Genomic DNA, 23,906 nt, shown 5'->3' with positions numbered 1-23,906 from the left:
GGTTTTGCACGCAGTCCACAATCTGTATTAATTGGACCTTGCGGAATTGAAACCCAGAAGTATTAGCCAAAATCCTTAACGCAACTCCGTATTAATTGGACCTTGCGGAATTGAAACAACACAGAAACTCCGAATCCGTCAAGGGTGATCTGTATTAATTGGACCTTGCGGAATTGAAACGTCTTTTAGAAAAGAGTGTGATAGTGTTTTCTATAAGTATTAATTGGGCCTTGTGGAATTAAAACTTGTGATTTCGTTTTTTTGATTGATTGCTATTCTGATACTAATGAAAAAGACTTTAACTGGCTAGAGTGCTTTATTTTCGATATTATTTTATACATGAAGGTGACTTCAATTATATACTGATTCTTGAAATGTAGTTTTATAGAATAATAATGTCAGTCTTTGATTTTATTTATTTTATTGTAGTTTGAATAATAATAAAAAAGATTTTTACCATTCATAAGAAATACTGATCTGAGGCACCCATTCCCATCTTTTTTGTATGGTGTTGTATTGATATTGTACGCCGGTTTTCAATTTCCAGCCTTTACCTACTTTTAAAACAATGTCGCTGCCTAGTGTGGTGGGTATTGCTTCAGAGGAAAGTCCGCGGTATTTTCGGGTGTCCAGATTTTGTTTACCATATATGCTAAGAAACCATTTTTTAGAGAGCTTATAATCCATTTGAGTTTGGATATGAAAGTGGTTTGAACTTTCACTAAAGTTACTTTTACTATGCAGAGTGAAATTTTTGTTTATTTTGAGCCGTGAATAAGTGGGTAAGAAAGTAGAATTGGTCTGTCGAAAGATGTTATGAGTATGAAAAGGTAATTTCGGAGATATGATTGTTGATTTAAGAGTCGGTAATGTTGGATCAAAGTCAACAAAGGGTTTTGTATGATATAACATGTTTTGTTCTGTCTTCTTTACGAATTCCTTATTGATTCTGATTTCTTGCTCAGAATTTAATGCTTGCTGTAGCCTCAATGAATCTTGTTTGCTCCACTCTTGTCCTGTTACGGATAAAGGAAGTAATATCAGACAAAGAGTGCTTAAACGATATTTATAAACGTTCATATAATGTGCTAGTTAAGTTTAATTATATGGACGACGAAAAAGTGAAAATGCTGCTTTATGTAATCAATAAATAATGGGTATTTCACATAATATGAGAATACTTTTCTTTTTTTGTATAGGTGTATTAAGCACATTTATCGTGTCCAGTCGCACCTATGGAAACAAAACCTATATAGCTGTTTTTTTATGTATTGAGTGATAAGTTCTAGTTTCTTGATTGGTTCATCTTTCATAAATCTTGAATGATATCGAGAGAAAAAATGAGGTGAAAAAATATAGATGTTATAATTACAACCACTTTTTTTCTGAGCATTGTAGGACTCATAGTTCTTGTTATCATTCTTTAATGTTTTGTATTTAAGATAATCTTTTTGCTTTAAATACCGGTTCTATCTTCTGAATCTCCGATTCAAATCCGAACCAATAGCCATGTCCTTCTTCGTCAATAGGAAGAAAACATAACCGGAGGTTCTCACGATATGAGCCATATATAATTTCCCAATTATCGGGAGGAACTTGGCGTTTTGTCTTTACTTTTTCAGCGGGGATTTTCTTTAACGACATACCGGCTTCTATCCATGCAATACTGACTTGTGTCACGTAATCGGGATAATGATTCTTGCAGAAATTATAGAGGATAAGTCCCCTTTTTTCCAGACTCAAAGGAGTGTCGATGACATCTGTCTGTATTAGATGGTCAAGTAACTCGTGCAGGAAATGCGGATTATCCAAAATGAGGGTACGAGTCAGACTTCGCCATGTAGGTGTATTATAGAATCCGTCTAAAAGACGGGACAGATAGTGGGCGGTTTGCAATTCTTCTACGGAAATTTTTTTAGTCTGCAAAACTTCGTAGGGAGGGAGAGGAGAGTATTGGATGCCTAACTCTTCCGCCCTTCTTCGCATTTCCGTGCCGGGAAGTAATTTTAATGATTCCAGTTGTATTTCCCCTGCACCATATTCGGCAAGTGTACGAACGTCTTCAAATATTTCGGATAGGTGATAGAGAGGAAGACCGGCTATTAAGTCAGCATGTGTCTCCATGTTCTTAAGGGAACAAAGATATTTCAGACCTTGAAGGGCATCAGATAATTTTCCGATACGTCGGCTTTTCTCTAATACGGGTTCACGAAGGCTTTGAATACCTGCTTCGAGGTGTAGCAAACCATTAGGTAAAATAGCGAGTTCTTCTTTTAATTCTTCGGAGAGAAGTGCCGGGTGAATTTCCAAATGGAAACAGATGTCCGGGGCATATTCACGGAAGAGGTGAAGAAGTTCTTTGGCTCGCTTATTATTATAGTTGAAAGTGCGGTCGAGTACACGCACATTTTTGATGCCATGCTGATGGATAACATTCAGTCGTTCGCGGATTGCCTCCAATGAAATGGTGCGAACCGGTTTCTCACCTCCGCTGACGCAGAAAGCGCATGTGTTGAAGCATCCTCGGGTAGTTTCCAGTTGTACGAAAGGCTTGCTCCAATTAAAAAAACGACTTTTCTCCGGTGAGACGAGCTGAGAGAAGTTCATGACACGGGCAATACCGTTGTCTTGATATTGGTCTGATTCGTCCAGATAACATAATCCGGATATCTGATTCCACTCATTTACAGGGTGATTCCATACTTTTAACCAAATTGGGAATACTTCTTCTCCTTCTCCCCGAAACACTCCGTTGACAAATTTGTTCTTTCTTAAGAAGGCTTCGTTATTTCCTAAAAACTCCGGACCGCCGAGTACGATGCAGCAATGAGGTAGCAAAGCTTTAGCACGTGAAACGATATGCAACAGTTGCTCGTGATTAAATAGCCAGTTGGTAGCAGCAATAATATCCGGTTGATGGTGATAGATTTGGTTGACTACCATTCCGGTATTTTCGTTGATGGTTGCCGATACTGTACACCACTCAATGGTAGTGTCATCTGCTATTTGAGCATGTAATGCAGGCAATGCCAGCGATGAGTGCGCATAGGAGCTATTTAAATCAAGCCAAAGAAGTTTCATGTGTAAATTTTACTATTAGTGGGACAAAGGTACAAAAAACTTGCATCTTAAGGCATATAGTAAAATAAAAACGCTAATTTTGCAATAATAAACGCAATAAACTAGAAAATTATGAAGAATTTGAAAAAATACGTAGGTGTTCTCATGTTGCTGACTTTATTGGTCGGCTTTACTTCGTGCGAAGATGATGAAACTATATTTGATCACATAGTAGGGCGTACATGGGTTGGTGATTTAGGATTTTGGGTAGATAATAGTCCGGTGGAAAGTGGAATAACCTTTAAGAGTAATGGTTTTGGTGTAGATGAACAATGGTATTATGATTGGGATAGAGTAGCGGCTGTTTTAGATGTCCGCTGGTGGATTGAAGATGGAGATTTATTCTTGGATTATGGTAATGGCTATCCTTTATTAATATTAGCAGATGTTTATGTTGAAGGCCGATATCTTACAGGGCGTTTGTATTCAAATAATATAGATCAAGGAACCGTTACTTTAGAAATGAGTAATTAGTGAAGATCTAAAAAAGAATTGTGGAATTGGAAAAAATATCGATTTTTTTATAAAAGTTCCCCTTATTGAAGGCTAATCTATGTACAGAGTTGTCAGCAAATAAGGGGAATTTTTATTATTTTATTTCTTCAGGAACAACTTCTTAAACTCTCCCGGATAAGGTGTCTCAAACTCCATTAAATCTCCCGTCACCGGATGATAGAAACAAAGTTTGAAGGCGTGGAGTGCCAGTCTTCCGATTGGGTTAAGCGATTCTTCGCCTCCATATCTTCCGTCACCTATAATAGGATGTCCTAAATTCTGCATATGTACACGGATCTGATTCTTACGTCCTGTTTCCAGATCAAGTTCTAACAGTGAATAACCGTTAGCACGTTTGATTGTCTTGTAGTGTGTGATGGATTTTGAACCACCATCATCATAATCGCTGGAGCTTACATAAAGAGTTTTATCCGTCAGCCAGGAAACCACAGTGTCATAATCCTTCTCCATTGTTCCCTCAACAACAGCTACATAACGGCGGTCAGTCACTATTTCATGCCAGTTGTCACGTAATGTCCGTTGTGTTTTTTCGTCTTTTGCGAACATCATTAATCCTGATGTATCCCTGTCCAGACGATGTACGATAAACACACGGTGCTGTCTGCCCGAGCGCTGTACATATTCATTCAGAATCGTATAAGCGGTGCGCTCTTTTTGTCGCTCGGTATTGACAGATAAGAGTCCTTGCATTTTTTCCACTACAATGATATAAGCGTCCTCATATACAATTTTCAGCAGTCTGTTATGAAATTCCTTCTTTCCTTTTTCCTTGCTGATTTGTACTTTCATTCCGGGTTGCAGCGGGAAGTTGAACTGAGTGGTGATTACGTTATCTACCAATACCACCCGTTTGCTCAGTAATGACTTCAGTTTCGTGCGGCTTGCGTCCGGCATTTTGGCAGCCAGAAACTCCATTAGTTCCATGGGCTCTTTGACTGCATAGTTCGTATATTGGGCACGTGCTTTTTCTGCAGGAGTTCTTCTCGGTCTTTTTTCCATTTCTTTTTTCTTTTGCGAACAATTCAACTAACGTATTATCGAAGCTCCAGCAACACTACATTTTCCACATGATGCGTATGCGGGAACATATCTACAGGTTGCACAGCTTTCACTTTATATTTGCCGTCAAGCAGTTGTAAGTCGCGTGCCTGCGTAGCCGGGTTGCAGCTTACATACACAATCCGCTTCGGTTCGGCAAACAGAATAACATCAACCACATCCTGATGCATACCTGCACGTGGGGGGTCGGTGATAATCACATCCGGACGTCCATGCTGATTGATAAATTCCTGAGTCAGCATATCTTTCATATCTCCGGCATAGAACAAGGCATTCTTAATCTCATTAATCTCGGCATTTACCTTTGCGTCTTCGATAGCTTCCGGTACATACTCGATACCAATCACCTGACGGGCCTGGCGGGATACAAAATTGGCAATGGTTCCCGTTCCGGTATATAGGTCGTATACCAGTTCCTTTCCGGTCAGCCCGGCAAATTCGCGGGCTATCTTATATAAATTGTATGCCTGTTCGGAGTTGGTCTGATAGAATGATTTCGGACCGACTTTGAAACGCAGTCCTTCCATTTCTTCAAACATATGGTCTTTTCCCTTGAATACATGTACATCCAGATCATTGATCGTATCGTTGCACTTATTATTAATAATGTATAGGAGAGAAGTGATTTCGGGGAATGAATCGGCAATGAACTGCAGCAGTTGCTTGAATAGTTCCATTTCATGGTCTTCCGTAATCTTGCAGATGACAATGACCATCAGCTCTCCTGTTGATGAAGTGCGGATAATCATATTCCGTAACATACCTTCCTGAGTACGCAGATTGATGAAGGAGTAATCATGCTCGTAAGCATAATCGCGTACAGCATTACGAATACGATTGGAGATGTCGTCCTGTAACCAGCATTTTTCAATAGCCAGCACTTTGTCGAAAGCTCCGGGAATATGAAAACCTACAGCATTCATCTGATCATACTTCACATCCTGCCGAACTTCATCGTTCGTGAGCCAGCGTTTGTTCGAAAAAGTGAACTCCAGTTTATTCCGGTAGAACTCTGTTTTGGCAGAACCCAGAATCGGTGAAATTTCCGGAAGTTCGATCTTCCCGATGCGTCTCAGATTGTCTTCTACTTGTTTCTGCTTATACCTGATTTGTTCCGAATAGGGGAGCACCTGCCATTTACAACCGCCGCATACGCCGTAGTGTTGGCAGAAAGGAACGGCACGTACGGGCGACAGCTCGTGGAATTTCACAGCTTCGGCTTCGGCGTATTTGTTCTTTTTGCGCTTGATCTGCAGGTCTACAACATCACCTGGCACTACATAAGGAACAAAAATCACCAGGTCGTTTACTTTTGCGATGGCTTTTCCTTCGGCAGCCACATCCGTTATTGTTACCTTCTCCAGCAGGGGAAGTTCTTTTCTCTTTCTTGCCACTTTTACACCAATCTAATAATTATGATGCAAAAGTAGGTATTTTTTTTGGAAAACTTTCGTGTCTATGAAAATATTCCAGATTGTAATGTCGAAATTGCATTTTAATAGAAAGTTTTTTCTCAAAAAGTTTTCTGGTTTGCGAAATATACTTAGATTTGCGAACAGAAAAAAATCATAATGTAACTTTAAACACAATATTATGGATAAAAAAAGAGTTTATACCTTTGGAAATGGTCAGGCAGAAGGAAAGGCCGACATGAAGAATTTGTTAGGTGGTAAAGGTGCCAATCTTGCCGAGATGAATTTAATTGGAATTCCCGTTCCTCCCGGATTCACAATAACTACAGAAGTTTGTACGGAGTATAATACGTTGGGACGTGATAAAGTGGTTGAGTTGCTGAAAGATGAAGTAGTAAAGGCCATTGCCCGTGTAGAAGAATTGATGAAATCTAAATTCGGTGATATCGAAAATCCATTGTTGGTTTCTGTACGTTCAGGTGCCCGTGCGTCTATGCCGGGTATGATGGATACTATTCTGAATCTGGGTCTGAATGACGAGGTGGTGGAAGGTATCATCCGCAAGACTGGTAATGCCCGTTTTGCATGGGACTCTTATCGTCGTTTTGTACAGATGTACGGTGACGTTGTTCTGGGCATGAAGCCGACGAACAAGGAAGATATCGATCCGTTCGAAGCAATCATTGAAGAAGTAAAAGAATCAAAAGGAGTAAAGCTTGATAACGAACTGGAAGTAGCAGACCTGCAAGAGCTTGTGAAGAAGTTCAAGGCCGCTGTGAAAGAACAGACCGGAAAAGATTTCCCGACTTGTGCTTACGAACAACTTTGGGGAGCTATCTGTGCCGTATTTGATTCATGGATGAACGAACGTGCTATCCTTTATCGTAAGATGGAAGGTATACCTGATGAATGGGGAACAGCTGTAAACGTACAGGCTATGGTATTCGGTAATATGGGTGACACTTCTGCAACAGGAGTTTGCTTCTCTCGTGATGCCGGTACAGGTGAAGACCTTTTCAACGGTGAATACCTGATCAACGCACAAGGTGAAGATGTGGTAGCCGGTATCCGTACTCCACAACAGATTACGAAGGTTGGTTCTCAGCGCTGGGCTGTACTGGCAGGTGTGACAGAAGACATTCGTGCTGCAAAATTTCCTTCAATGGAAGAAGCTATGCCGGAAATCTATAAGGAACTGGATGCATTGCAGACTAAATTGGAGAACCACTATAAAGATATGCAAGACATGGAATTCACCGTGCAGGAAGGTAAGTTATGGTTCCTGCAGACTCGTAACGGTAAACGTACCGGTGCGGCTATGGTGAAAATCGCAATGGACTTGCTCCGTCAGGGCATGATTGATGAAAAGACTGCTTTGATGCGTGTAGAACCTAACAAACTGGATGAACTTCTTCACCCGGTATTCGATAAATCTGCTTTGAAACAGGCGAAAGTGCTGACTCGCGGTCTTCCGGCTTCTCCGGGTGCTGCAACCGGTCAGATTGTATTCTTCGCTGATGATGCCGCCGAATGGCATGCTGCCGGAAAGAAAGTGGTAATGGTACGTATCGAGACTTCTCCGGAAGACTTGGCCGGTATGGCAGTTGCCGAAGGTATCCTGACAGCTCGTGGTGGTATGACTTCTCATGCTGCTGTGGTAGCTCGTGGTATGGGTAAATGTTGTGTATCCGGTGCAGGAGCATTGAATATCGACTATAAGACTCGTACAGTAGAAATTGACGGCATTGTTTTGAAAGAAGGCGATTATATTTCTTTGAACGGTAGTACAGGCGAAGTATATAATGGTAAGGTAGAAACTCAGGCTGCCGAACTTTCCGGAGACTTTGCCGATTTGATGAAACTCTCGGATAAATATACCCGTCTGCAAGTACGTACCAATGCGGATACTCCTCACGATGCAGAAGTAGCACGCAACTTTGGTGCAGTAGGTATCGGTCTTTGCCGTACGGAACATATGTTCTTCGAAGGTGAAAAGATCAAGGCGATGCGTGAAATGATTCTGGCAGAAAATGCAGAAGGACGTCGTAAAGCACTCGCTAAGATTCTTCCGTATCAGCAAGCCGACTTTAAGGGTATCTTTAAAGCAATGGCCGGTTGTCCGGTGACTGTTCGTCTGCTCGATCCTCCTTTGCATGAGTTTGTTCCTCATGATACGAAGGGACAGCAGGAAATGGCTGATACGATGGGTGTAAGCCTGCAATATATCCAGCAACGTGTAGAATCGCTGTGTGAACACAATCCGATGTTGGGTCACCGCGGTTGCCGTTTGGGAAATACATATCCTGAAATAACTCAGATGCAGACACGTGCTATCTTGGGTGCTGCTCTTGAACTGAAGAAAGAAGGAGTAGAGACACATCCTGAAATCATGGTTCCGTTGACCGGTATTTTATATGAATTCAAGGAACAAGAGAAGGTGATTCGTGAAGAGGCTGCCAAGTTGTTTGAAGAAGTGGGCGACAGCATTGATTTCAAAGTAGGTACTATGATTGAAATTCCTCGTGCAGCTCTGACTGCTGACCGTATTGCTTCATCTGCTGAATTCTTCTCATTCGGAACGAATGACTTGACTCAGATGACCTTCGGATATTCTCGTGACGATATCGCTTCCTTCCTTCCGGTTTATCTGGAAAAGAAGATTCTGAAAGTAGACCCGTTCCAGGTGCTCGATCAGAATGGTGTAGGTCAGTTGGTACGTATGGCTACAGAAAAGGGCCGTGCTATCCGTCCGGATTTGAAATGCGGTATCTGTGGCGAACATGGTGGTGAACCGTCTTCAGTGAAGTTCTGCCATAGAGTAGGTTTGAATTACGTTAGTTGCTCTCCGTTCCGGGTACCTATCGCAAGATTAGCAGCGGCGCAGGCAGCAATTGAAGGATAGAAAGATAAACTGGTTAGAAAGTTAACTTTCTGATAATTGGGCTGTAATCGTCTCGTGAGAGAATGATTACAGCCTTTTTTGTTGGATGATGTTATTTTTAATTGTATTTGTTCAGCCCTGATAATCAGCCATTAATAATGATTTGTTTGGTGATTATTATAAAAAACTAACTAAATATTTGTTTAAGATAAAGAAGTAGCTTAATTTTGCCCCCGAAAACAAAACATGTTTTTATTTTATAACTTAAAAAGAAAGAAGATGAAAAAGGGTTTATTATTGGTAGTTGTAATGTTAGCAACTATCGCTGTAAAAGCACAGGACATTTACGTAGGCGGATCATTGAACGTATGGCGTAACAGCACAGGCAACACTACTTCTTTTAAAGTTGCTCCGGAAATCGGCTACAATTTTAATGAAACATGGGCATTGGGTGCTGAACTGAACTATTCACACGAATATGTGAAACAAGTGACTGCAAATTCAGTTACTGTTGCTCCGTACATCCGTTGGTCTTACTATCAGAATGATGCTGTACGTCTGTTCCTGGACGGAACTGCTGCTATTGGTTTCGTGAAAATCAAAGATGGTGATACCACTAAAGCAGGTCAGATCGGTTTGAGACCGGGTATCGCTGTTAAACTGAACGATCATTTCTCTTTTATCGCCAAGTATGGTTTCTTGGGATATCGTAAGAATGTGAACACTTCCGGAGATTCTTTCGGTCTGATGTTGACTAGCGAAGATTTGTCTATTGGTTTCCACTACAATTTCTAATCGGGTAGTAGATAATAAAAAATAGGAAAGGGGATTCTCTGAAATAGGGAATTCCCTTTCTTTGTGTGTAATCTCTATATTTTACACGTTTGTTAACGAAAAAGTTGTTTGATATATATATCAATCATATATTTGCATTGTTAATTAAACAGATGATTTAACTATAGTATTAATTAAAACTTTAGAATTATGAAAAAGAGTGCTTTATTTATTTTATTTGCGCTGATTTCAGTTGCTGGCTTTTCACAGATTACAGGTTGGAATGCTAAGGTAGGAATGAACATTAGTAATTATACAGGTGATGCTGATTTGAATGCAAAGATTGGCTTTAAACTTGGAGGTGGTTTTGAATATGCTTTTGATAATACTTGGTCATTACAGCCATCATTGTTTTTGTCGACTAAAGGAGCAAAAAAGGATGGTAATAGCATAAATGCAATGTATTTGGAATTACCAGTTATGGCTGCTGCTCGTTTTAATGTTGCGGATAATACAAATATTGTGGTTAATGCTGGTCCTTATTTGGCATGTGGTATTGCTGGTAAAACCAAAATTGATTTGGGGAATGATACGGAACGTAAGTATGATACATTTGGTGATGATGCTTTAAAACGTTTTGATGCCGGTCTTGGTGTTGGAGTAGCTTTGGAATTAGGTAAGGTTATTGTAGGATTGGATGGTCAATTTGGTTTAGTAGATGTAGAAAAAATAGGTAATCCTAAAAATACAAACTTTTCTATTGTATTAGGATATAAATTCTGATAAGAAAATTACTAAAAAGTAAACCGCTGTAAAAGATTACTTACAGCGGTTTCTTTATTTATGATTGTATATAATATTCGAATCGATATTTCTTAGTCCGCCAATTTCTTTAACTTTTTGAAATGCTCGATCACAGCCAGATAATTCTGATCCAGACAGGCATCAAATTTATTCCAGAGATCCCCCAGTACAACAGCCCCTCCAAATCCGAAATCTTTTATTTCTAGTAGATTATCTTCATTAATACCTCCAAGTGCCATTACTTTTGAGTCAATGATCTTAGCTTTCTGTGCCTCACGAAGTTCTTCTGCCGTATAAGTAGAATAGTAATTAACCTTCGAAATACTATCGTAAATGGGACTCATGAAAATGTAATCATAGAAATGCTTTCTGTTCTTCACCTCTTCTACGGAATGGCAGGAACAACTGACGTGTCCGGCATAGTCATGCGGTTCGCTCGGATTGCGTGCATTCAGGTGGATACCCATCAGATTGAACTCTTCTTTCAGATAAAAATGTTCGTGTGTCACAATGCGGCGATGATATTTTTCCGGAATCAGCGTCAGTAATCGTTCGGAATACATGGCCGGTGTCTCAGGTTTTCTGAGATGTAGAATATCCAGTCCCTCCTCGAAAAGAGCGGTAATGATCTTATCTTCTTCAACGAAGAACGTGGGCGTGGTAACTACAATTAGTTTCATTTCCTGTGTAAAGTTGTAAAGTTTAGCAAAGTTACTAATTAACTATTTCAGAAACCAACGTTTATAGTGAAAATTTGTTAGATTGCAATGTGCGCAAGTCAATAGTCCATAGTTTACCTGATAATACTTCGCCAAATCCACAGATAATCTTCAGCACTTCCGTTGCTTCGATGCTTCCTGTTACCGCAGGAGTAATGCCCATTACACCTTTGGGGGGAGGAGGCATTCGTCTCATTTCTTCTTCGTCCGGATATAAGTCCCGATAACTTTTTTTCTCTTCTCCGTAATGGAAAACGGATACCTGACCTTCAAAGCCGCAGATGGCTCCATAGACATACACTTTCCCCATTTCCGCGCAGATGTCGTTGATAAGATAGCGGGTAGAGAAGTTGTCGCAGCCATCTACTACTATATCATACTGACTGATAATTTCCTGTGCGTTTTCCTCCGTCAAACGGGTTGGATAAGTCCGGATAGTTATCTCGCTGTTTAGTGCGGAAAGTCGTTCGGCGGCACATATTGCCTTGGGTTTACCTAATTCTTTCTCCGAATAGAGCACTTGCCGTTGCAGATTACTGATACTGACTACATCGTCGTCTACCAATCCAATGCAGCCTACTCCTGCTCCGGTCAGATAGAGGGCTATGGGAGAGCCTAGCCCTCCCACGCCTACAATTAGAACCTTTGCTTGTTTCAGTTTCTGCTGACCGTCTTCTCCGATTTCGGGAAGGATCATTTGCCTGTCATATCGCATTGTTTTATCTTTTAAAGTCAAAAGACTGGTCCCAATCCTTCCAAACCGGTTCACGTCCTAATTTCTTTAGGTCACGTTCCACTTCTACCGCTTTCCGTTCGTCACTCACGTGGAACTGCTCCAGCGTTTGCGGGTAGCTGTAATATCCGCCCGGTTCTGTCTTGCTTTCGGCACTCATGGTTGTCACGCCCAGTGTTGCCATGTGATTTCGTATCTCGGCGCTTTCACGGGTAGAATAGGAGATGTCTACATCATGATCGAAGATTCGCATGGCGAAAGTAAGCTGTGCAAGTTCCCGGTCGTTCATGATAACGTTAGGTTGGAAGCCATCGTTTTCGGATGGACGCATACGGGGGAAATTGACGCTGTATTTGGTCTTCCAGTAGTGCTTCTGCAGGTAGCGGAGGTGGTAAGCCATCATTGTCACATCCGTCCGCCATTCCTCCAGACCGATCAGGACACCCATGCCGATCTTATGGACACCGGCCTGTCCCATACGGTCGAAACCATCGACACGCCATTCGAATTTGGACTTCATGCCTCGCGGGTGATACTTTTTATAGTTCGCCTTATTATAAGTTTCCTGAAAGCAGATGACTCCGTTCAGCCCGTGATGGGTAAGTTCTTTGTATTCTTCCGCTTTGAGGGGCATCACTTCAATCTGAAGGTTGCTGAAATAAGGTTTTGCCAGATCGAGAGCACGGGCGATGTAAGGTACACCTGCTGCTGCCGGATTTTCACCCGTCACGAGTAAAAGATTCTCAAAAGGAGCCAGCCGTTTGATTGCTTTGTATTCGTTGACGATTTCCTCCTCTGTCAGAATCGTTCTTTTCATCGGATTGCTGATATGGAAACCGCAATAGACGCAGGAGTTGGTGCATGAATTGGTGATATAGAGCGGCACAAACATAGAGATTGTTTTGCCGAACCGCTCCATCGTATATTTCTGGCTGAGACGGGCCATCACTTCCAGATAGGGAGTGGCGGCAGGTGAGATCAATGCCATAAAATCATTGACATCCAGATGCTCTTTTTTGCCTAATGCACGGCGCACATCGGCATCTGTCTTGGAATAGATGGCTTTTGTCGTCTCTTCCCAGGATATTTTTTCTAATTCGTCTGAGAACATTTTAATTAATTGAAAGTTGAAAATTAAAAAGAAATGAGGTTGTGATTTGGTTTTGGTATAATCACAATTCATTATTTATCACTCTTGGCATTTTTCTTCAGATCACGGGATAATCTCATGGCGCAGAAATTAGGTCCGCACATCGTGCAGTATTCTCCGTCAATGTGATGTCCCGCGCGGAAATATCCCTGTGCCCGTTCCGGATCGAGAGACAAGTCGAACTGATCTTTCCAGCGGAATTCGTAACGGGCCTTGCTCAAGGCATTGTCGCGTACCTGTGCTCCCGGATGCCCTTTGGCAAGGTCGGCAGCATGAGCGGCAATCTTATAAGTGATAACCCCCACACGTACGTCTTCTTTGTCCGGCAGGGCAAGATGCTCTTTCGGAGTGACATAACAAAGCATCGCCGTACCTAACCAGCCGATTTGAGCAGCTCCGATGGCAGAGGTAATGTGATCGTAGCCAGGAGCGATATCCGTCACTAAAGGGCCGAGTGTATAAAATGGCGCATCATGGCATTTCTCAATCTGACGTTCCATGTTCTCCTTGATTTTATGCATCGGTACGTGTCCCGGTCCTTCGATAAATGCCTGCACGTTCTTTTCCCATGCACGAAGTACCAGTTCTCCCATCGTGTCCAGTTCTGCAAACTGTGCTTCGTCGTTGGCATCATGGATAGAGCCCGGACGCAGTCCGTCTCCCAATGATACGGCAACGTCGTATTGAGCCAGAATATCACAGATATCGTCAAAGTGTTCATACAGGAAACTTTCCTGATCGTGCACCAGACACCATTTGCTCATGATGCTTCCTCCACGGCTGACAATGCCGCACAGACGTTTATCGGCAAGATGAACATTATGACGGCGGATACCTGCATGAATCGTAAAATAATCTACTCCCTGTTCGCATTGTTCGATCAGTGTGTCCCGATAGATTTCCCAGTTAAGGTCTTCCACTACGCCATTCACTTTCTCAAGTGCCTGATAGATAGGTACAGTGCCTACCGGTACAGGGCAGTTGCGGATGATCCATTCACGTGTCTCATGAATATTTTCTCCTGTTGAAAGGTCCATCAGCGTATCACCTCCCCATTTGCAGCTCCATAAAGCCTTTTCCACTTCCTCGTCAATGCTGGAAGTGGTGGCGGAGTTTCCGATATTCGTATTGATTTTCACTAGGAAGTTACGGCCGATAATCATCGGTTCGGCTTCCGGATGATTGATGTTGGCAGGCAGCACTGCACGTCCTTCTGCTATTTCTTTACGGACAAATTCGGGAGTAATGTGAGTCTCGATTCCCAGTTCCTCACAGTTCATATTTTCGCGGATCGCCACATATTCCATTTCCGGAGTGATGATTCCTCGTTTGGCGTATGCTATCTGAGTGATGGCTTCTCCCTTTTTGGCACGATAGGGAAGGGCAATGTGTTCAAAGCGGAGATGATCCAGACTTTTGTCATCACGTCTCATTTGTCCGTATTCCGAAGTGATTTCGGGGAGTTGCTCTACGTCACCGCGTCCCACAATCCATTCTTCACGTAAGCGGGGAAGTCCTTTCTTGAGATCAATGCTCATTGACGGGTCACTGAACGGACCGCTGGTGTCATATACGTATACTTCCGGATTCGGAGTAGCTATCTTTTCTTCTCCTTCGAAGCTGACACTGGGCACTTGTTCAACTTTCCGCATGGCTACACGGATGTTCGGATAGAGTTTACCCGGCAGATACACTTTCTGAGAACGGGAAAATTTTATTTTTTGTTCCATAGAATTTTATTATCGTATTATTAAGAATAGTGAAACAAACACTACTCCCTACTTATTACCTATTACTTATCACCTATTACTTATTCCAAAAATGCAGTTAAAGGTGAACTTGCTTCTGCTATAAAGTTATCAGCCTGCAGACCCAGTCCTGCTTCGTATGCCCGTCTTCCGGCTTCGGTGGCGGCTTTGAAGGCCAACGCCATTTCTACCGGATTGCCTGCTACGGCGATGGCGGTATTTACCAGTACGGCAGAAGCTCCCAGTTCCATTGCTTCGGCAGCGTGGCTCGGTGCACCGATTCCGGCATCTACGACAACGGGGATACCGGCCTGTTCGATAATAATCTGCAGGAATTCTTTGGTTTGCAGTCCTTTGTTAGTTCCGATGGGAGCACCCAGCGGCATTACGGTAGCGGCACCGGCTTCTTCCAGTCGTTTGCAGAGCACAGGGTCGGCCTGGCAATAGGGTAATACGATGAAGCCCAGTTTGACAAGCTGTTCTGTAGCCTTCAGGGTTTCGATAGAGTCGGGGAGCAGATAGCGCGGATCCGGATGGATTTCCAGTTTCAGCCAGTTGGTACCAAAAGCTTCACGTGCCATCTGTGCGGCGAAAACAGCTTCTTCCGCATCGCGTACTCCCGATGTGTTGGGTAGCAACTGGATATTCGGATGAATAATATGTTTCAGCATGTCGTCTTCTTTGTCATCCATGTCGATGCGCTTCATTGCTACGGTTACCATTTCAGTGCCCGATGCCAGAATGGCTTGTTCCATTACTTCATTGGAATTGAATTTTCCTGTACCCAGAAAAAGGCGGGAGTCGAACTCACGGCCTGCAATTACTAACTTTTCCACTTTTCAATTATTTTATTTGATTATACATTTCATGTTCAAAATCTTTCGTGTTTCCGCTGCCGGATCCTCCGCCCGAAGAATCGTTCCGGAAAGTGCTATTCCGTTCACTCCGGTTTCGAGTATGGCGGGTATATCCTCACAGGTGATTCCTCCGATGGCTACTACCGGCAGTTCGATATTCGCTTCTTTCATCTGAGATAAAATAGCGGCATAACCTTCCAGTCCCAGAACAGGACTCAGGTTTTTCTTTGTAGTGGTAAACCGGAAAGGACCGATGCCGAGGTAATCCGCTCCGGCACGGTAGTGCTGTACGACATCTTCGAATGTATTTGCCGTACCTCCGATAATAAATGCTTCTCCAAGTAATTGTCGTGCCTGATCTATCGGCATGTCTTTTTTGCCCAGATGCACTCCGTCCACTTCCAGCTTTTTGGCAAGTTCGACGTGATCATCCAGAAGTAAGATCGCTTCTTTTTCTTTGCAGAGAGGCTTTAGTTGGAGGGCAACAGCTTCCACCTCTTCATACGGAGCTTCCTTCATGCGTAGCTGAATCCATTTACATCCTCCTTCAAGTGCCATGAGTGCCGATTCGAAATAAGTATACCGATCGGTCTGGTGGGTGATAAATTGTAGACTGACCATACTTTTACCCTCCACAAGCCGCTTTGATGACCACGAGGTTATCATTCTCCTGTAATGCGAATTTTTCCCATTCGGAACGTGGAATCATTTTGTTGTTTACGGCAATAGCGATGCCTTGTGCTGGAAGTTCCAGTTGGGCAGCCAGTTGTGTAAGGGTAGAAGCAGGAATCATTTCCACCTCTTTGTTGTTAACTTGTACTTTCATTGTCCTATCAGTATTAATAAGTTGAAAGTAAATACAAAGAGCGTGCTTATATAGAAAGGCGATAAGAAAGAAACACAATCCCTACGTCAGTGCTAACTGCCTCAGGTTCCTAGGGTATAATCTCAGCCCCTCTTTGGGGCACCCCTTTGTCTTTACGGGAGCAAAGTAAGCGAAAAAGAAACAAAGATTCATCAAATTATCCGGTTTTTTTTCATTTTTCTTCCGATTCCCGTTTTTTGATAGGATGAGAAAAGACAAACCGTGCTCCGTTCTTATAATTCTTGTCAATCCAGATATCGCCTCCCATGCGTTGTATGGTCAGTTTGCAGATTGCCAGTCCCAAGCCTGTTCCCTGCACAAATTCGTTGAGCTTCTCAAAACGCTGGAATACCAGTTCCTGCTTGTCTTCGGGGATGCCCGAGCCTGTATCGGTCACAGAGAACAGCATACACTGGTCTTCTTCATCTATTTCATAATTCAGCGTGATACTTCCGCCGTCGGGAGTAAACTTCAACGCATTGTTCAGTAAGTTGATGATAACCTGCTGCAAACGTAGCGGATCGGTATAGAGCATATAAGGCTCTTTCGGCATCTGAAGCCTGACATCTATATCTCTTGTCCGGTTCTTTCTGGTCAGTGTGATCATGTTCTGGCAATGATTTACCAGTTCGCACCATTCATACTTGAACAGCAGTTTGCCTGATTCCAGACGTGATACATCCAGTACATCACTGATCAGTTGCAATAACAATTCGGAATTAGTCTGGATGATATCCGCATATTCCTTCTGCTCGTCCGTTGTTTCCACGGTATCGATCAGCAGGCTGGAAAAGCCGACAATGGCGTTCAGCGGTGTCCGTATTTCGTGGCTCATATTTGATACGAAGGCACTTTTCAGTTGATTGGCTTCTTCGGCACGCTCTTTGGCATAACGTAGTGCAATTTCCGATAATTCCAGTTTCTTTTTATCTTCCCTTAGTTGGGCTGTAGTCTTCTCAAGGTGATTCTTTAAGATTTTTGTCCGGTAATAATAATACAGTGAGATAAACAGTCCGCCTATCAGTACAAGGAAGGTAAACAGGATGAATTGCACTTCCGTCCGATATGCCTGAAAGAAAGACACCTGTTGGTTGATGATAAGTGAATTGAAAGGTAGTTTCTTGTCCTGAAATCCCCATTCATGCAGTTTGTTGGCATCAAATTTGTATCTGTTGGGCAACAAATGAATGTGGCCGACATTGTTTTTCCCCTTGTCCAGAAATTGATAAGCCTGTTCTCCCATGCTTCTCCCTATCCCGTCGTATTGGGGGATATATCCTCCGATTGCCCAATAACCGATGGCGGTAGCAGTCAGGCTGAAAACAGGCAACTCTGGATTCGCTTTGGAGAAAGCATATACAGAGTTGTTCATATACGTTATGCCCCGATTGTCAATTCTCCAGATACCCAGTAGTGCAACCGAATTTTTGGGGACATCGCGTAGTTGTTTGGCGGCAGCATCAAGGGTGTGGATACGGCCGTCAATATAGGTCGTCGATATTTCCGGATAGCGTTTCATATTCTTTTTTACCCACGCTTGTTCGGCAAGTCCGTTGTAGGTGTTGTCCGAGATGAACACTAAATGCTCCATATCCGGATAAAAGCTTCGCATCATTTCTATGTCCTTATCGATATCATATTCATATGTGTTACAGTATATTATATTGTATTTGTTCATTCTTTCCGTTAAGTCGATACTCTGAGGTTCATAAGTCCGTATATCAATAGAGTCTTCCGGAATACGGATGCCGTTGCGCGATGCCATAGCGCAAAATACGGGCAGTTGTCTGTACTTCTCGTCTTCGAGGTGCAGGAAACTGCTCCACGCTTCGCCACCCAGCAGGATAACCAGCTTGGCGTTCGGATGTTTGTCCAGAATGTTGGTAAGTCTTTTTTTCCATTTTCTGGATTGATTGAGGTCGGTAACATTCATGTTTTCTACGATGGTGGAATACTTGCCACCCAGTTGGCGGTACGTTTCTACGAACGTGTTGATATTATCGTAGGTATATTTAGTATCGGAATTATAGGACGTCACGAAAAGAATCTCCTCTTCCGGTTCTTCCGGAATAGCCGCATTGCCTGTAAAGGAGAATAAAAGAAAGGAAATAACGTAGACAATGCGCCATTTTTTATTTTTTAGCTGAAGTGTCATAATTGTCTGTTTTGATTTTCGGCTATTGCAAAAATACAAATTATGCCTTTGAAATACAATAGATAGTTTAGTTTTTTATGCTAGAAAAAAGGCCGCTGTGAAATTCACAACGACCTTTTCAATAGTATAGTTTAGCTTAATTTTAATGAGTCCGGTTACATTCGTTTTTCTACCACATCCCAGTCGATGATGTTCCACAGGGCGTTTACGTGGTCGGCGCGGCAGTTCTGGTAGTCCAGATAGTAGGAGTGTTCCCACACATCAAAACCCAGAAGTGGTTTCAGTCCGGCGCGTACAGGGTTACTGCCGTTTCCTTCTTTGGTGATATGCAGTTTACCGTTCTTGTCTACTGACAGCCAGGCCCATCCTGAACCGAACAATCCGACTGCTGCTGCATTGAATTCTTTCTTGAAGTTTTCAAAGCTGCCGAAATCACGTTTGATGGCTTCTCCCAGTTTGCCTGCCGGTTCCTTTTTCGAAGGTTTCGGAGCGAATTGGAGGAAATATAAATTGTGATTCAGCACTTGGCCGGCGTTGTTGAAGATAGCTCCATCGGGAGCGGTGGCAACGATTTCTTCTACCGTTTTGCCTTCATATTCTGTTCCGGGCACAAGGCTATTCAGATTATTTACATATGTTTGCAGATGTTTTCCGTAATGGAAATCTATCGTTTGCTGACTGATTACAGGTTCCAGCGCATTGTTTGCGTAAGGAAGTTTAGGCATTTCGTAAGTCATGGTCATAATTATTAAAGACATTAATATAGTATTCATATTGTCAAAACTTTAAATGGTTTTGTTATACTATAATAACAGCCATAGTTCGCAAAAGGTTCACGGTATTTTATTTTTATTTATAAATGTACTGTATACGTTCCACTTGCTGCGGGTTGTCATAGCTGGTGCGGCATATCCATTGTCCCGTATTGTCATATTCGTAATAGGAGTCACCGTCGATCCGGTTTCCGTACTCGTCGTACAGGCAGGTCAGGCAGCCGGACGTCTTCTGGCTGTTGCCGAAGATACGTTGGTAGACGATGCGGGTGAGGTATCCGTATTTATCATATTCATACAGTTCTTTTTGCGAGAGAATCTGGTTGGGCGAATTGACAAAGAGCATATTCTGATGCTGAGATTCGGTCATTCTGCCTTTGTCGTCGTATTTGTTGACTGTATATCCCTCCATTTCCCCGTTCTTGTTGTACTCTTTGGTTTCCGTCAGTAATCCCTGCTTGTTGTAGCTGCTGACGGTATATCTGCCGTCCATGTATTTTAGAGAATCGCTTTCGATACTACCGTCGATACCGATGCGGCGTGCACGGCGGTAAAAGTCCGTTTTGGTTTTCGGATTAGTTTTCACTTCGAAGATGCAGTGGCCTTGCGGGTCGTACAGCCTGCTGGTTTGCACCTCGTTGATGGGTTGCCCGTTCTTTTCAGTCACGGATAATGTGGTGGTAAGCTGCCCCTTGTCATTGTAGGTGTAGCTGGTCGTAATATTGCCGGTGCTGTCGGTTTCGCAGCACTTTATCAATCGTCCTTGAGTGTAATATTTCACGGTAGTCGGGGTGGAAACAATGGCTTGCAGGATAAATGGAGCACGCAAATTCTTTGCCTGGTCACGAAATTCCTTATACTTGTGTGTTTTGAGGAATTCCTGCAATAAACCGAGCGATTCGGAGTTGACTATTGCCGGTTTCAGAAGCTCGAAGTCTGCCTTTTCACTGAGATATTCAAGATCGTTCAGGTGAGTCCGTGCACCGGTGGCCAGATAAGGTGTATTCTTATAATCATCGATGATCTGCCGGATGGCGGTGGCATTTCCTTCTTTTTTCAGGCTGTCGATACGTTGGAACAGGAAATCATCATATAAGGTACGGACCTCGGCAAGATAGGGGCGCGGACCTCTGTCTTGATAATACTTCTGCATTTCGGGGTCTTCAAAGAAGGCTTTGAAGTTTGCAGGAGTCGGGGTGGTCTTCACTAGTTGGTAGAGCCGTACGTTTTCGGAGGCGTTGACTTGTGCGATAAATTTTCCGTTGGGATACTCCTTGACGTAAGTCTGGTAGATGATGGGAGTGGGGGCTTTGAGCATTCCTTCCAGCAGCGCCACCTCGCGGATGTTCTGCAGCCGTTGCAGCATGGCGGAGTCAACCGGATATTCGGTGGCGTGAATGCTGTCCAGCAGTGCCCGGCTGAAAGGAATTTTATCTTTCGAGGCCTCCAGCAGGTTGATAATGGACTGGTCCGCCTTGTCCCGTATCTGAGAAAGCGGAATCTTTTCCCCTTCACAGATACCGGGGAAGTTATTTTGGGCGGCTTTCTCGTAGCAGCCGAAATAGAGGGTGGCTGCCTGTTCGCTCTGTCCGTTCCACAGGTCGTTGAGGACGTCCATCAATGATAAATCTTCGGCATAGTACGCCTTTGTTTCGTCATCCAGTTTTTCCCTGTTCTTCTGCCATTTGTCGGCGTCATTGTCGTTCAGATACCTCAGCAGCTTTTCCATGCGGCTTTGCTTTTGTGCCATTGCTTGCTGTGGTATGCAGGCGACAAGGCACAAACATAAAATAAATGATAAAAATATACTCTTTTTCATTGCTTTGAGTGATTAGGTTAAATAGTTAGTGATGAAAATTCATAAAAATATCTTCATTGTCAAATGAATGTTATACTTTTGTCGTATTGAAACAAATTTGAACGCCAAGGGTTTGTTAAAAATCCTCATTGTTTTTATAATGCTGTTATGAATACCAACTATATAGAGGAATTAAATGAGAGTCAGTGTGCAGCAGTGACTTATAACGACGGGCCTTCGCTGGTGATAGCCGGTGCAGGTTCGGGAAAGACACGTGTGTTGACTTATAAAATTGCCTATCTGCTGGAAAACGGCTATCAACCGTGGAACATCCTCGCACTGACCTTTACCAATAAGGCGGCGCGTGAGATGAAAGAACGTATAGCCCGTCAGGTGGGCATGGAGCGGGCACGTTATTTGTGGATGGGTACCTTCCATTCCGTCTTTTCCCGCATTCTCCGTGCCGAAGCAAAGTATATCGGATTCACTTCCCAATTTACCATTTATGATTCGGCGGATAGTAAAAGTCTGATCCGTTCCATCATCAAGGAGATGGGACTGGACGAAAAGACATATAAGCCGGGGATGGTGCAGGCCCGCATTTCAAGTGCCAAAAACCATTTGGTTTCTCCTACGGGATATGCTGCCAACAAAGAAGCGTATGAAGGAGATATGGCAGCCAAAGTGCCCGCTGTCCGTGAAATATATACCCGTTACTGGGAAAGATGCCGTCAGGCGGGAGCTATGGATTTCGATGATCTGCTGGTGTATACGTATATTCTGTTCCGCGACTTTCCGGAAGTGCTGGCCCGTTATAGGGAGCAGTTCCGTTATGTGCTGGTGGACGAGTATCAGGATACGAATTATGCCCAGCATAGTATCGTACTCCAGCTGACGAAAGAAAATCAGCGTGTTTGTGTGGTAGGCGATGATGCGCAGAGCATCTACTCTTTCCGTGGAGCGGATATTGATAATATCCTTTATTTCACGAAGGTTTATCCTAATACGAAAGTCTTTAAACTGGAGCAGAATTATCGTTCTACGCAAACCATTGTCTGTGCTGCCAACAGTCTGATCGAAAAGAATGAACGTCAGATTCGGAAAGAAGTATTCTCTGAAAAAGAACGTGGCGAACCGATTGGCGTGTTTCAGGCTTACAGTGATGTGGAAGAAGGGGATATCGTAGCCAATAAGATAGCTGAACTGCGTCGGGAACATAGTTACGGCTATGCCGATTTTGCCATATTATACCGTACGAATGCGCAGAGCCGTGTTTTCGAGGAGGCTCTTCGGAAACGAAGTATGCCCTATAAAATCTATGGCGGACTTTCATTCTACCAGCGTAAGGAGATTAAGGACGTCATTGCTTACTTCCGCTTGGTAGTGAACCCGAATGATGAAGAAGCATTCAAGCGAATCATTAATTATCCTGCCCGTGGCATCGGTGATACGACGGTTGGAAAAATCATCTCCGCTGCCACTGAAAATGGTGTCAGCCTTTGGGCGGCGCTTTGCGAACCATTGAGCTACGGGCTGAACATTAATAAAGGTACGCACACCAAACTGCAAGGTTTCCGTGAACTGATAGAAGGCTTTATGACCGATCAGGTGGACAAGAGTGCGTATGAGATAGGAACGGATATTATCCGCCGGTCCGGCATCATCAATGATGTCTGTCAGGATACTTCGCCGGAGAATCTGAGTCGTAAGGAAAACATTGAGGAATTGGTGAATGGTATGAATGATTTCTGCGCGTTGCGGCAGGAAGAAGGCAACCCGAATATTTCTCTGACAGATTTCCTTTCGGAGATTGCCTTGCTTACTGATCAGGACTCGGACAAAGCGGATGATGGAGAAAAGATAACGTTGATGACCGTTCATTCGGCCAAGGGGCTGGAGTTTAAAAACGTATTCGTAGTGGGACTGGAAGAAAATCTTTTCCCCAGTGGTATGGTGGGCGATTCTCCGCGTGCTCTGGAAGAAGAGCGCCGTTTGTTCTACGTGGCCATTACCCGTGCCGAAGAACATTGTTATATTTCTTTTGCCAAGACCCGTTTCCGTTATGGAAAGATGGAATTTGGAAGTCCCAGCCGTTTCTTGCGCGATATCGATGTGAATTATTTGCGGTTGCCGCATGAGGCGGGAGTCAGCCGGTCGGTGGATGAAGGTGCAGGGCGTTTCCGCAGGGAGATCGAAGGTGGATTTACACGTGCGGCATCTCCTACACGAACGCCTTATGGTACTAAATTTTCTGATCGTGAACGTTCGAAGGCTCAGGTGATTGCACCCAGTGTGCCGAAGAATTTGAAGAAGGTCAGTGCAGTGAGTGGAAGCAGTACACGGTCGGCTTCAGCCGGTTCGGCATCTGTAACAGGAGTACAGGCGGGGCAGATGATAGAACATGAACGTTTCGGCTTGGGCGAAGTGATCAGGGTAGAAGGAACGGGTGATAATGCAAAAGCAACGATTCATTTTAAAAATGCAGGGGACAAGCAACTATTGTTGCGTTTTGCACGTTTTAAGGTGATAGAGTAATCATAGT

Annotated in this window: 19 protein-coding genes, 1 CRISPR repeat array and 1 riboswitch (1 of these 21 only partly in view); of the genes, 5 read left to right on the top strand and 14 right to left on the bottom strand. The window is 43.3% G+C overall.

The window, feature by feature from the left end; all coding sequences use genetic code 11:
* A CRISPR array of direct repeats spans nucleotides 1–245; the repeat unit is 29 nt; unit sequence GTATTAATTGGACCTTGCGGAATTGAAAC; it reaches 933 nt to the left of the window's first position.
* A gap of 208 nt (nucleotides 246–453) precedes the next feature.
* Together DW640_RS05675 and DW640_RS05670 are read right to left on the bottom strand one after the other, a co-directional pair.
* On the bottom strand, nucleotides 454–1,080 hold the full coding sequence (locus DW640_RS05675; RefSeq protein ID WP_074855476.1) for a DUF4858 domain-containing protein: 627 nt from the start codon (nucleotides 1,078–1,080) through the stop codon (nucleotides 454–456).
* 357 nt (nucleotides 1,081–1,437) lie between these two features.
* Nucleotides 1,438–3,081: a B12-binding domain-containing radical SAM protein gene (locus DW640_RS05670; protein ID WP_055298182.1), complete on the bottom strand. Its 1,644-nt coding sequence runs from the start codon at nucleotides 3,079–3,081 to the stop codon at nucleotides 1,438–1,440.
* A 111-nt stretch (nucleotides 3,082–3,192) separates the two neighbouring features.
* Here DW640_RS05670 and DW640_RS05665 point away from each other — a divergent pair, with 111 nt between their 5' ends.
* Nucleotides 3,193–3,594, top strand: a complete 402-nt coding sequence (locus tag DW640_RS05665; protein ID WP_008761266.1) for a hypothetical protein — start codon at nucleotides 3,193–3,195, stop codon at nucleotides 3,592–3,594.
* 120 nt (nucleotides 3,595–3,714) lie between these two features.
* Here DW640_RS05665 and DW640_RS05660 read toward each other — a convergent pair whose 3' ends face one another.
* Both DW640_RS05660 and rlmD read right to left on the bottom strand, forming a co-directional pair.
* On the bottom strand, nucleotides 3,715–4,635 hold the full coding sequence (locus DW640_RS05660) for an RluA family pseudouridine synthase (RefSeq protein WP_008761267.1): 921 nt from the start codon (nucleotides 4,633–4,635) through the stop codon (nucleotides 3,715–3,717).
* A 35-nt stretch (nucleotides 4,636–4,670) separates the two neighbouring features.
* Entirely contained in the window at nucleotides 4,671–6,089 is a 1,419-nt protein-coding gene (gene rlmD, locus DW640_RS05655) for a 23S rRNA (uracil(1939)-C(5))-methyltransferase RlmD (RefSeq protein WP_008765522.1), read from the bottom strand.
* A gap of 199 nt (nucleotides 6,090–6,288) precedes the next feature.
* Here rlmD and ppdK point away from each other — a divergent pair, with 199 nt between their 5' ends.
* The 3 genes from ppdK to DW640_RS05635 all read left to right on the top strand — a co-directional run bounded on the left by ppdK (nucleotide 6,289) and on the right by DW640_RS05635 (nucleotide 10,545).
* A complete protein-coding gene (gene ppdK, locus DW640_RS05645; protein ID WP_008761269.1) occupies nucleotides 6,289–9,009 on the top strand; it encodes a pyruvate, phosphate dikinase in 2,721 nt (906 codons plus the stop codon).
* Between the two features lie 258 nt (nucleotides 9,010–9,267).
* A complete protein-coding gene (locus DW640_RS05640; RefSeq protein WP_008761320.1) occupies nucleotides 9,268–9,783 on the top strand; it encodes an outer membrane beta-barrel protein in 516 nt (171 codons plus the stop codon).
* Between the two features lie 189 nt (nucleotides 9,784–9,972).
* Entirely contained in the window at nucleotides 9,973–10,545 is a 573-nt protein-coding gene (locus tag DW640_RS05635) for a porin family protein (RefSeq protein WP_008765529.1), read from the top strand.
* Nucleotides 10,546–10,637: 92 nt separating this feature from the next.
* Here DW640_RS05635 and DW640_RS05630 read toward each other — a convergent pair whose 3' ends face one another.
* From DW640_RS05630 to DW640_RS05585, 10 genes are all read right to left on the bottom strand, one after another.
* Nucleotides 10,638–11,246 (bottom strand): thiamine phosphate synthase, encoded by a 609-nt coding sequence (locus DW640_RS05630; RefSeq protein ID WP_008765530.1) that lies wholly within the window; start codon nucleotides 11,244–11,246, stop codon nucleotides 10,638–10,640.
* 61 nt (nucleotides 11,247–11,307) lie between these two features.
* Complete coding sequence (locus DW640_RS05625; RefSeq protein WP_070750208.1) at nucleotides 11,308–12,000, bottom strand: HesA/MoeB/ThiF family protein; 693 nt, start codon at nucleotides 11,998–12,000, stop codon at nucleotides 11,308–11,310.
* A 4-nt stretch (nucleotides 12,001–12,004) separates the two neighbouring features.
* The gene (thiH, locus tag DW640_RS05620) at nucleotides 12,005–13,129 is read right to left on the bottom strand and encodes a 2-iminoacetate synthase ThiH (protein WP_070750249.1); all 1,125 of its coding nucleotides are present in this window, start codon (nucleotides 13,127–13,129) and stop codon (nucleotides 12,005–12,007) included.
* A 71-nt stretch (nucleotides 13,130–13,200) separates the two neighbouring features.
* Nucleotides 13,201–14,898, bottom strand: coding sequence for a phosphomethylpyrimidine synthase ThiC (gene thiC, locus DW640_RS05615; protein WP_055229807.1), 1,698 nt, complete (start codon nucleotides 14,896–14,898; stop codon nucleotides 13,201–13,203).
* 80 nt (nucleotides 14,899–14,978) lie between these two features.
* Nucleotides 14,979–15,752 (bottom strand): thiazole synthase, encoded by a 774-nt coding sequence (locus tag DW640_RS05610; RefSeq protein ID WP_011107373.1) that lies wholly within the window; start codon nucleotides 15,750–15,752, stop codon nucleotides 14,979–14,981.
* A 12-nt stretch (nucleotides 15,753–15,764) separates the two neighbouring features.
* On the bottom strand, nucleotides 15,765–16,394 hold the full coding sequence (locus DW640_RS05605) for a thiamine phosphate synthase (protein WP_022470236.1): 630 nt from the start codon (nucleotides 16,392–16,394) through the stop codon (nucleotides 15,765–15,767).
* 4 nt (nucleotides 16,395–16,398) lie between these two features.
* Nucleotides 16,399–16,599 carry a sulfur carrier protein ThiS gene (gene thiS, locus DW640_RS05600; RefSeq protein WP_008761327.1) on the bottom strand — a complete coding sequence of 67 codons (201 nt, stop codon included), beginning with the start codon at nucleotides 16,597–16,599 and terminating at the stop codon, nucleotides 16,399–16,401.
* Between the two features lie 61 nt (nucleotides 16,600–16,660).
* A riboswitch (TPP riboswitch) is annotated at nucleotides 16,661–16,755 on the bottom strand.
* A gap of 55 nt (nucleotides 16,756–16,810) precedes the next feature.
* Nucleotides 16,811–18,793, bottom strand: coding sequence for a HAMP domain-containing sensor histidine kinase (locus DW640_RS05595; protein ID WP_117577559.1), 1,983 nt, complete (start codon nucleotides 18,791–18,793; stop codon nucleotides 16,811–16,813).
* 155 nt (nucleotides 18,794–18,948) lie between these two features.
* Complete coding sequence (locus tag DW640_RS05590) at nucleotides 18,949–19,566, bottom strand: superoxide dismutase (RefSeq protein WP_117577557.1); 618 nt, start codon at nucleotides 19,564–19,566, stop codon at nucleotides 18,949–18,951.
* A 76-nt stretch (nucleotides 19,567–19,642) separates the two neighbouring features.
* Nucleotides 19,643–21,385, bottom strand: coding sequence for an RHS repeat protein (locus DW640_RS05585; protein WP_016267383.1), 1,743 nt, complete (start codon nucleotides 21,383–21,385; stop codon nucleotides 19,643–19,645).
* Between the two features lie 147 nt (nucleotides 21,386–21,532).
* Between DW640_RS05585 and DW640_RS05580 the strand changes: the two genes are divergently transcribed.
* Nucleotides 21,533–23,899: an ATP-dependent helicase gene (locus DW640_RS05580; protein ID WP_070750211.1), complete on the top strand. Its 2,367-nt coding sequence runs from the start codon at nucleotides 21,533–21,535 to the stop codon at nucleotides 23,897–23,899.
* Nucleotides 23,900–23,906: the final 7 nt, after the last annotated feature.

It is taken from the genome of Bacteroides sp. AM23-12 (assembly GCF_003434395.1).
Lineage (GTDB): Bacteria > Bacteroidota > Bacteroidia > Bacteroidales > Bacteroidaceae > Bacteroides > Bacteroides thetaiotaomicron.
Note: the sequence above shows the minus strand (reverse complement) of the source record. Positions and strands in the feature narration are given on the sequence as shown.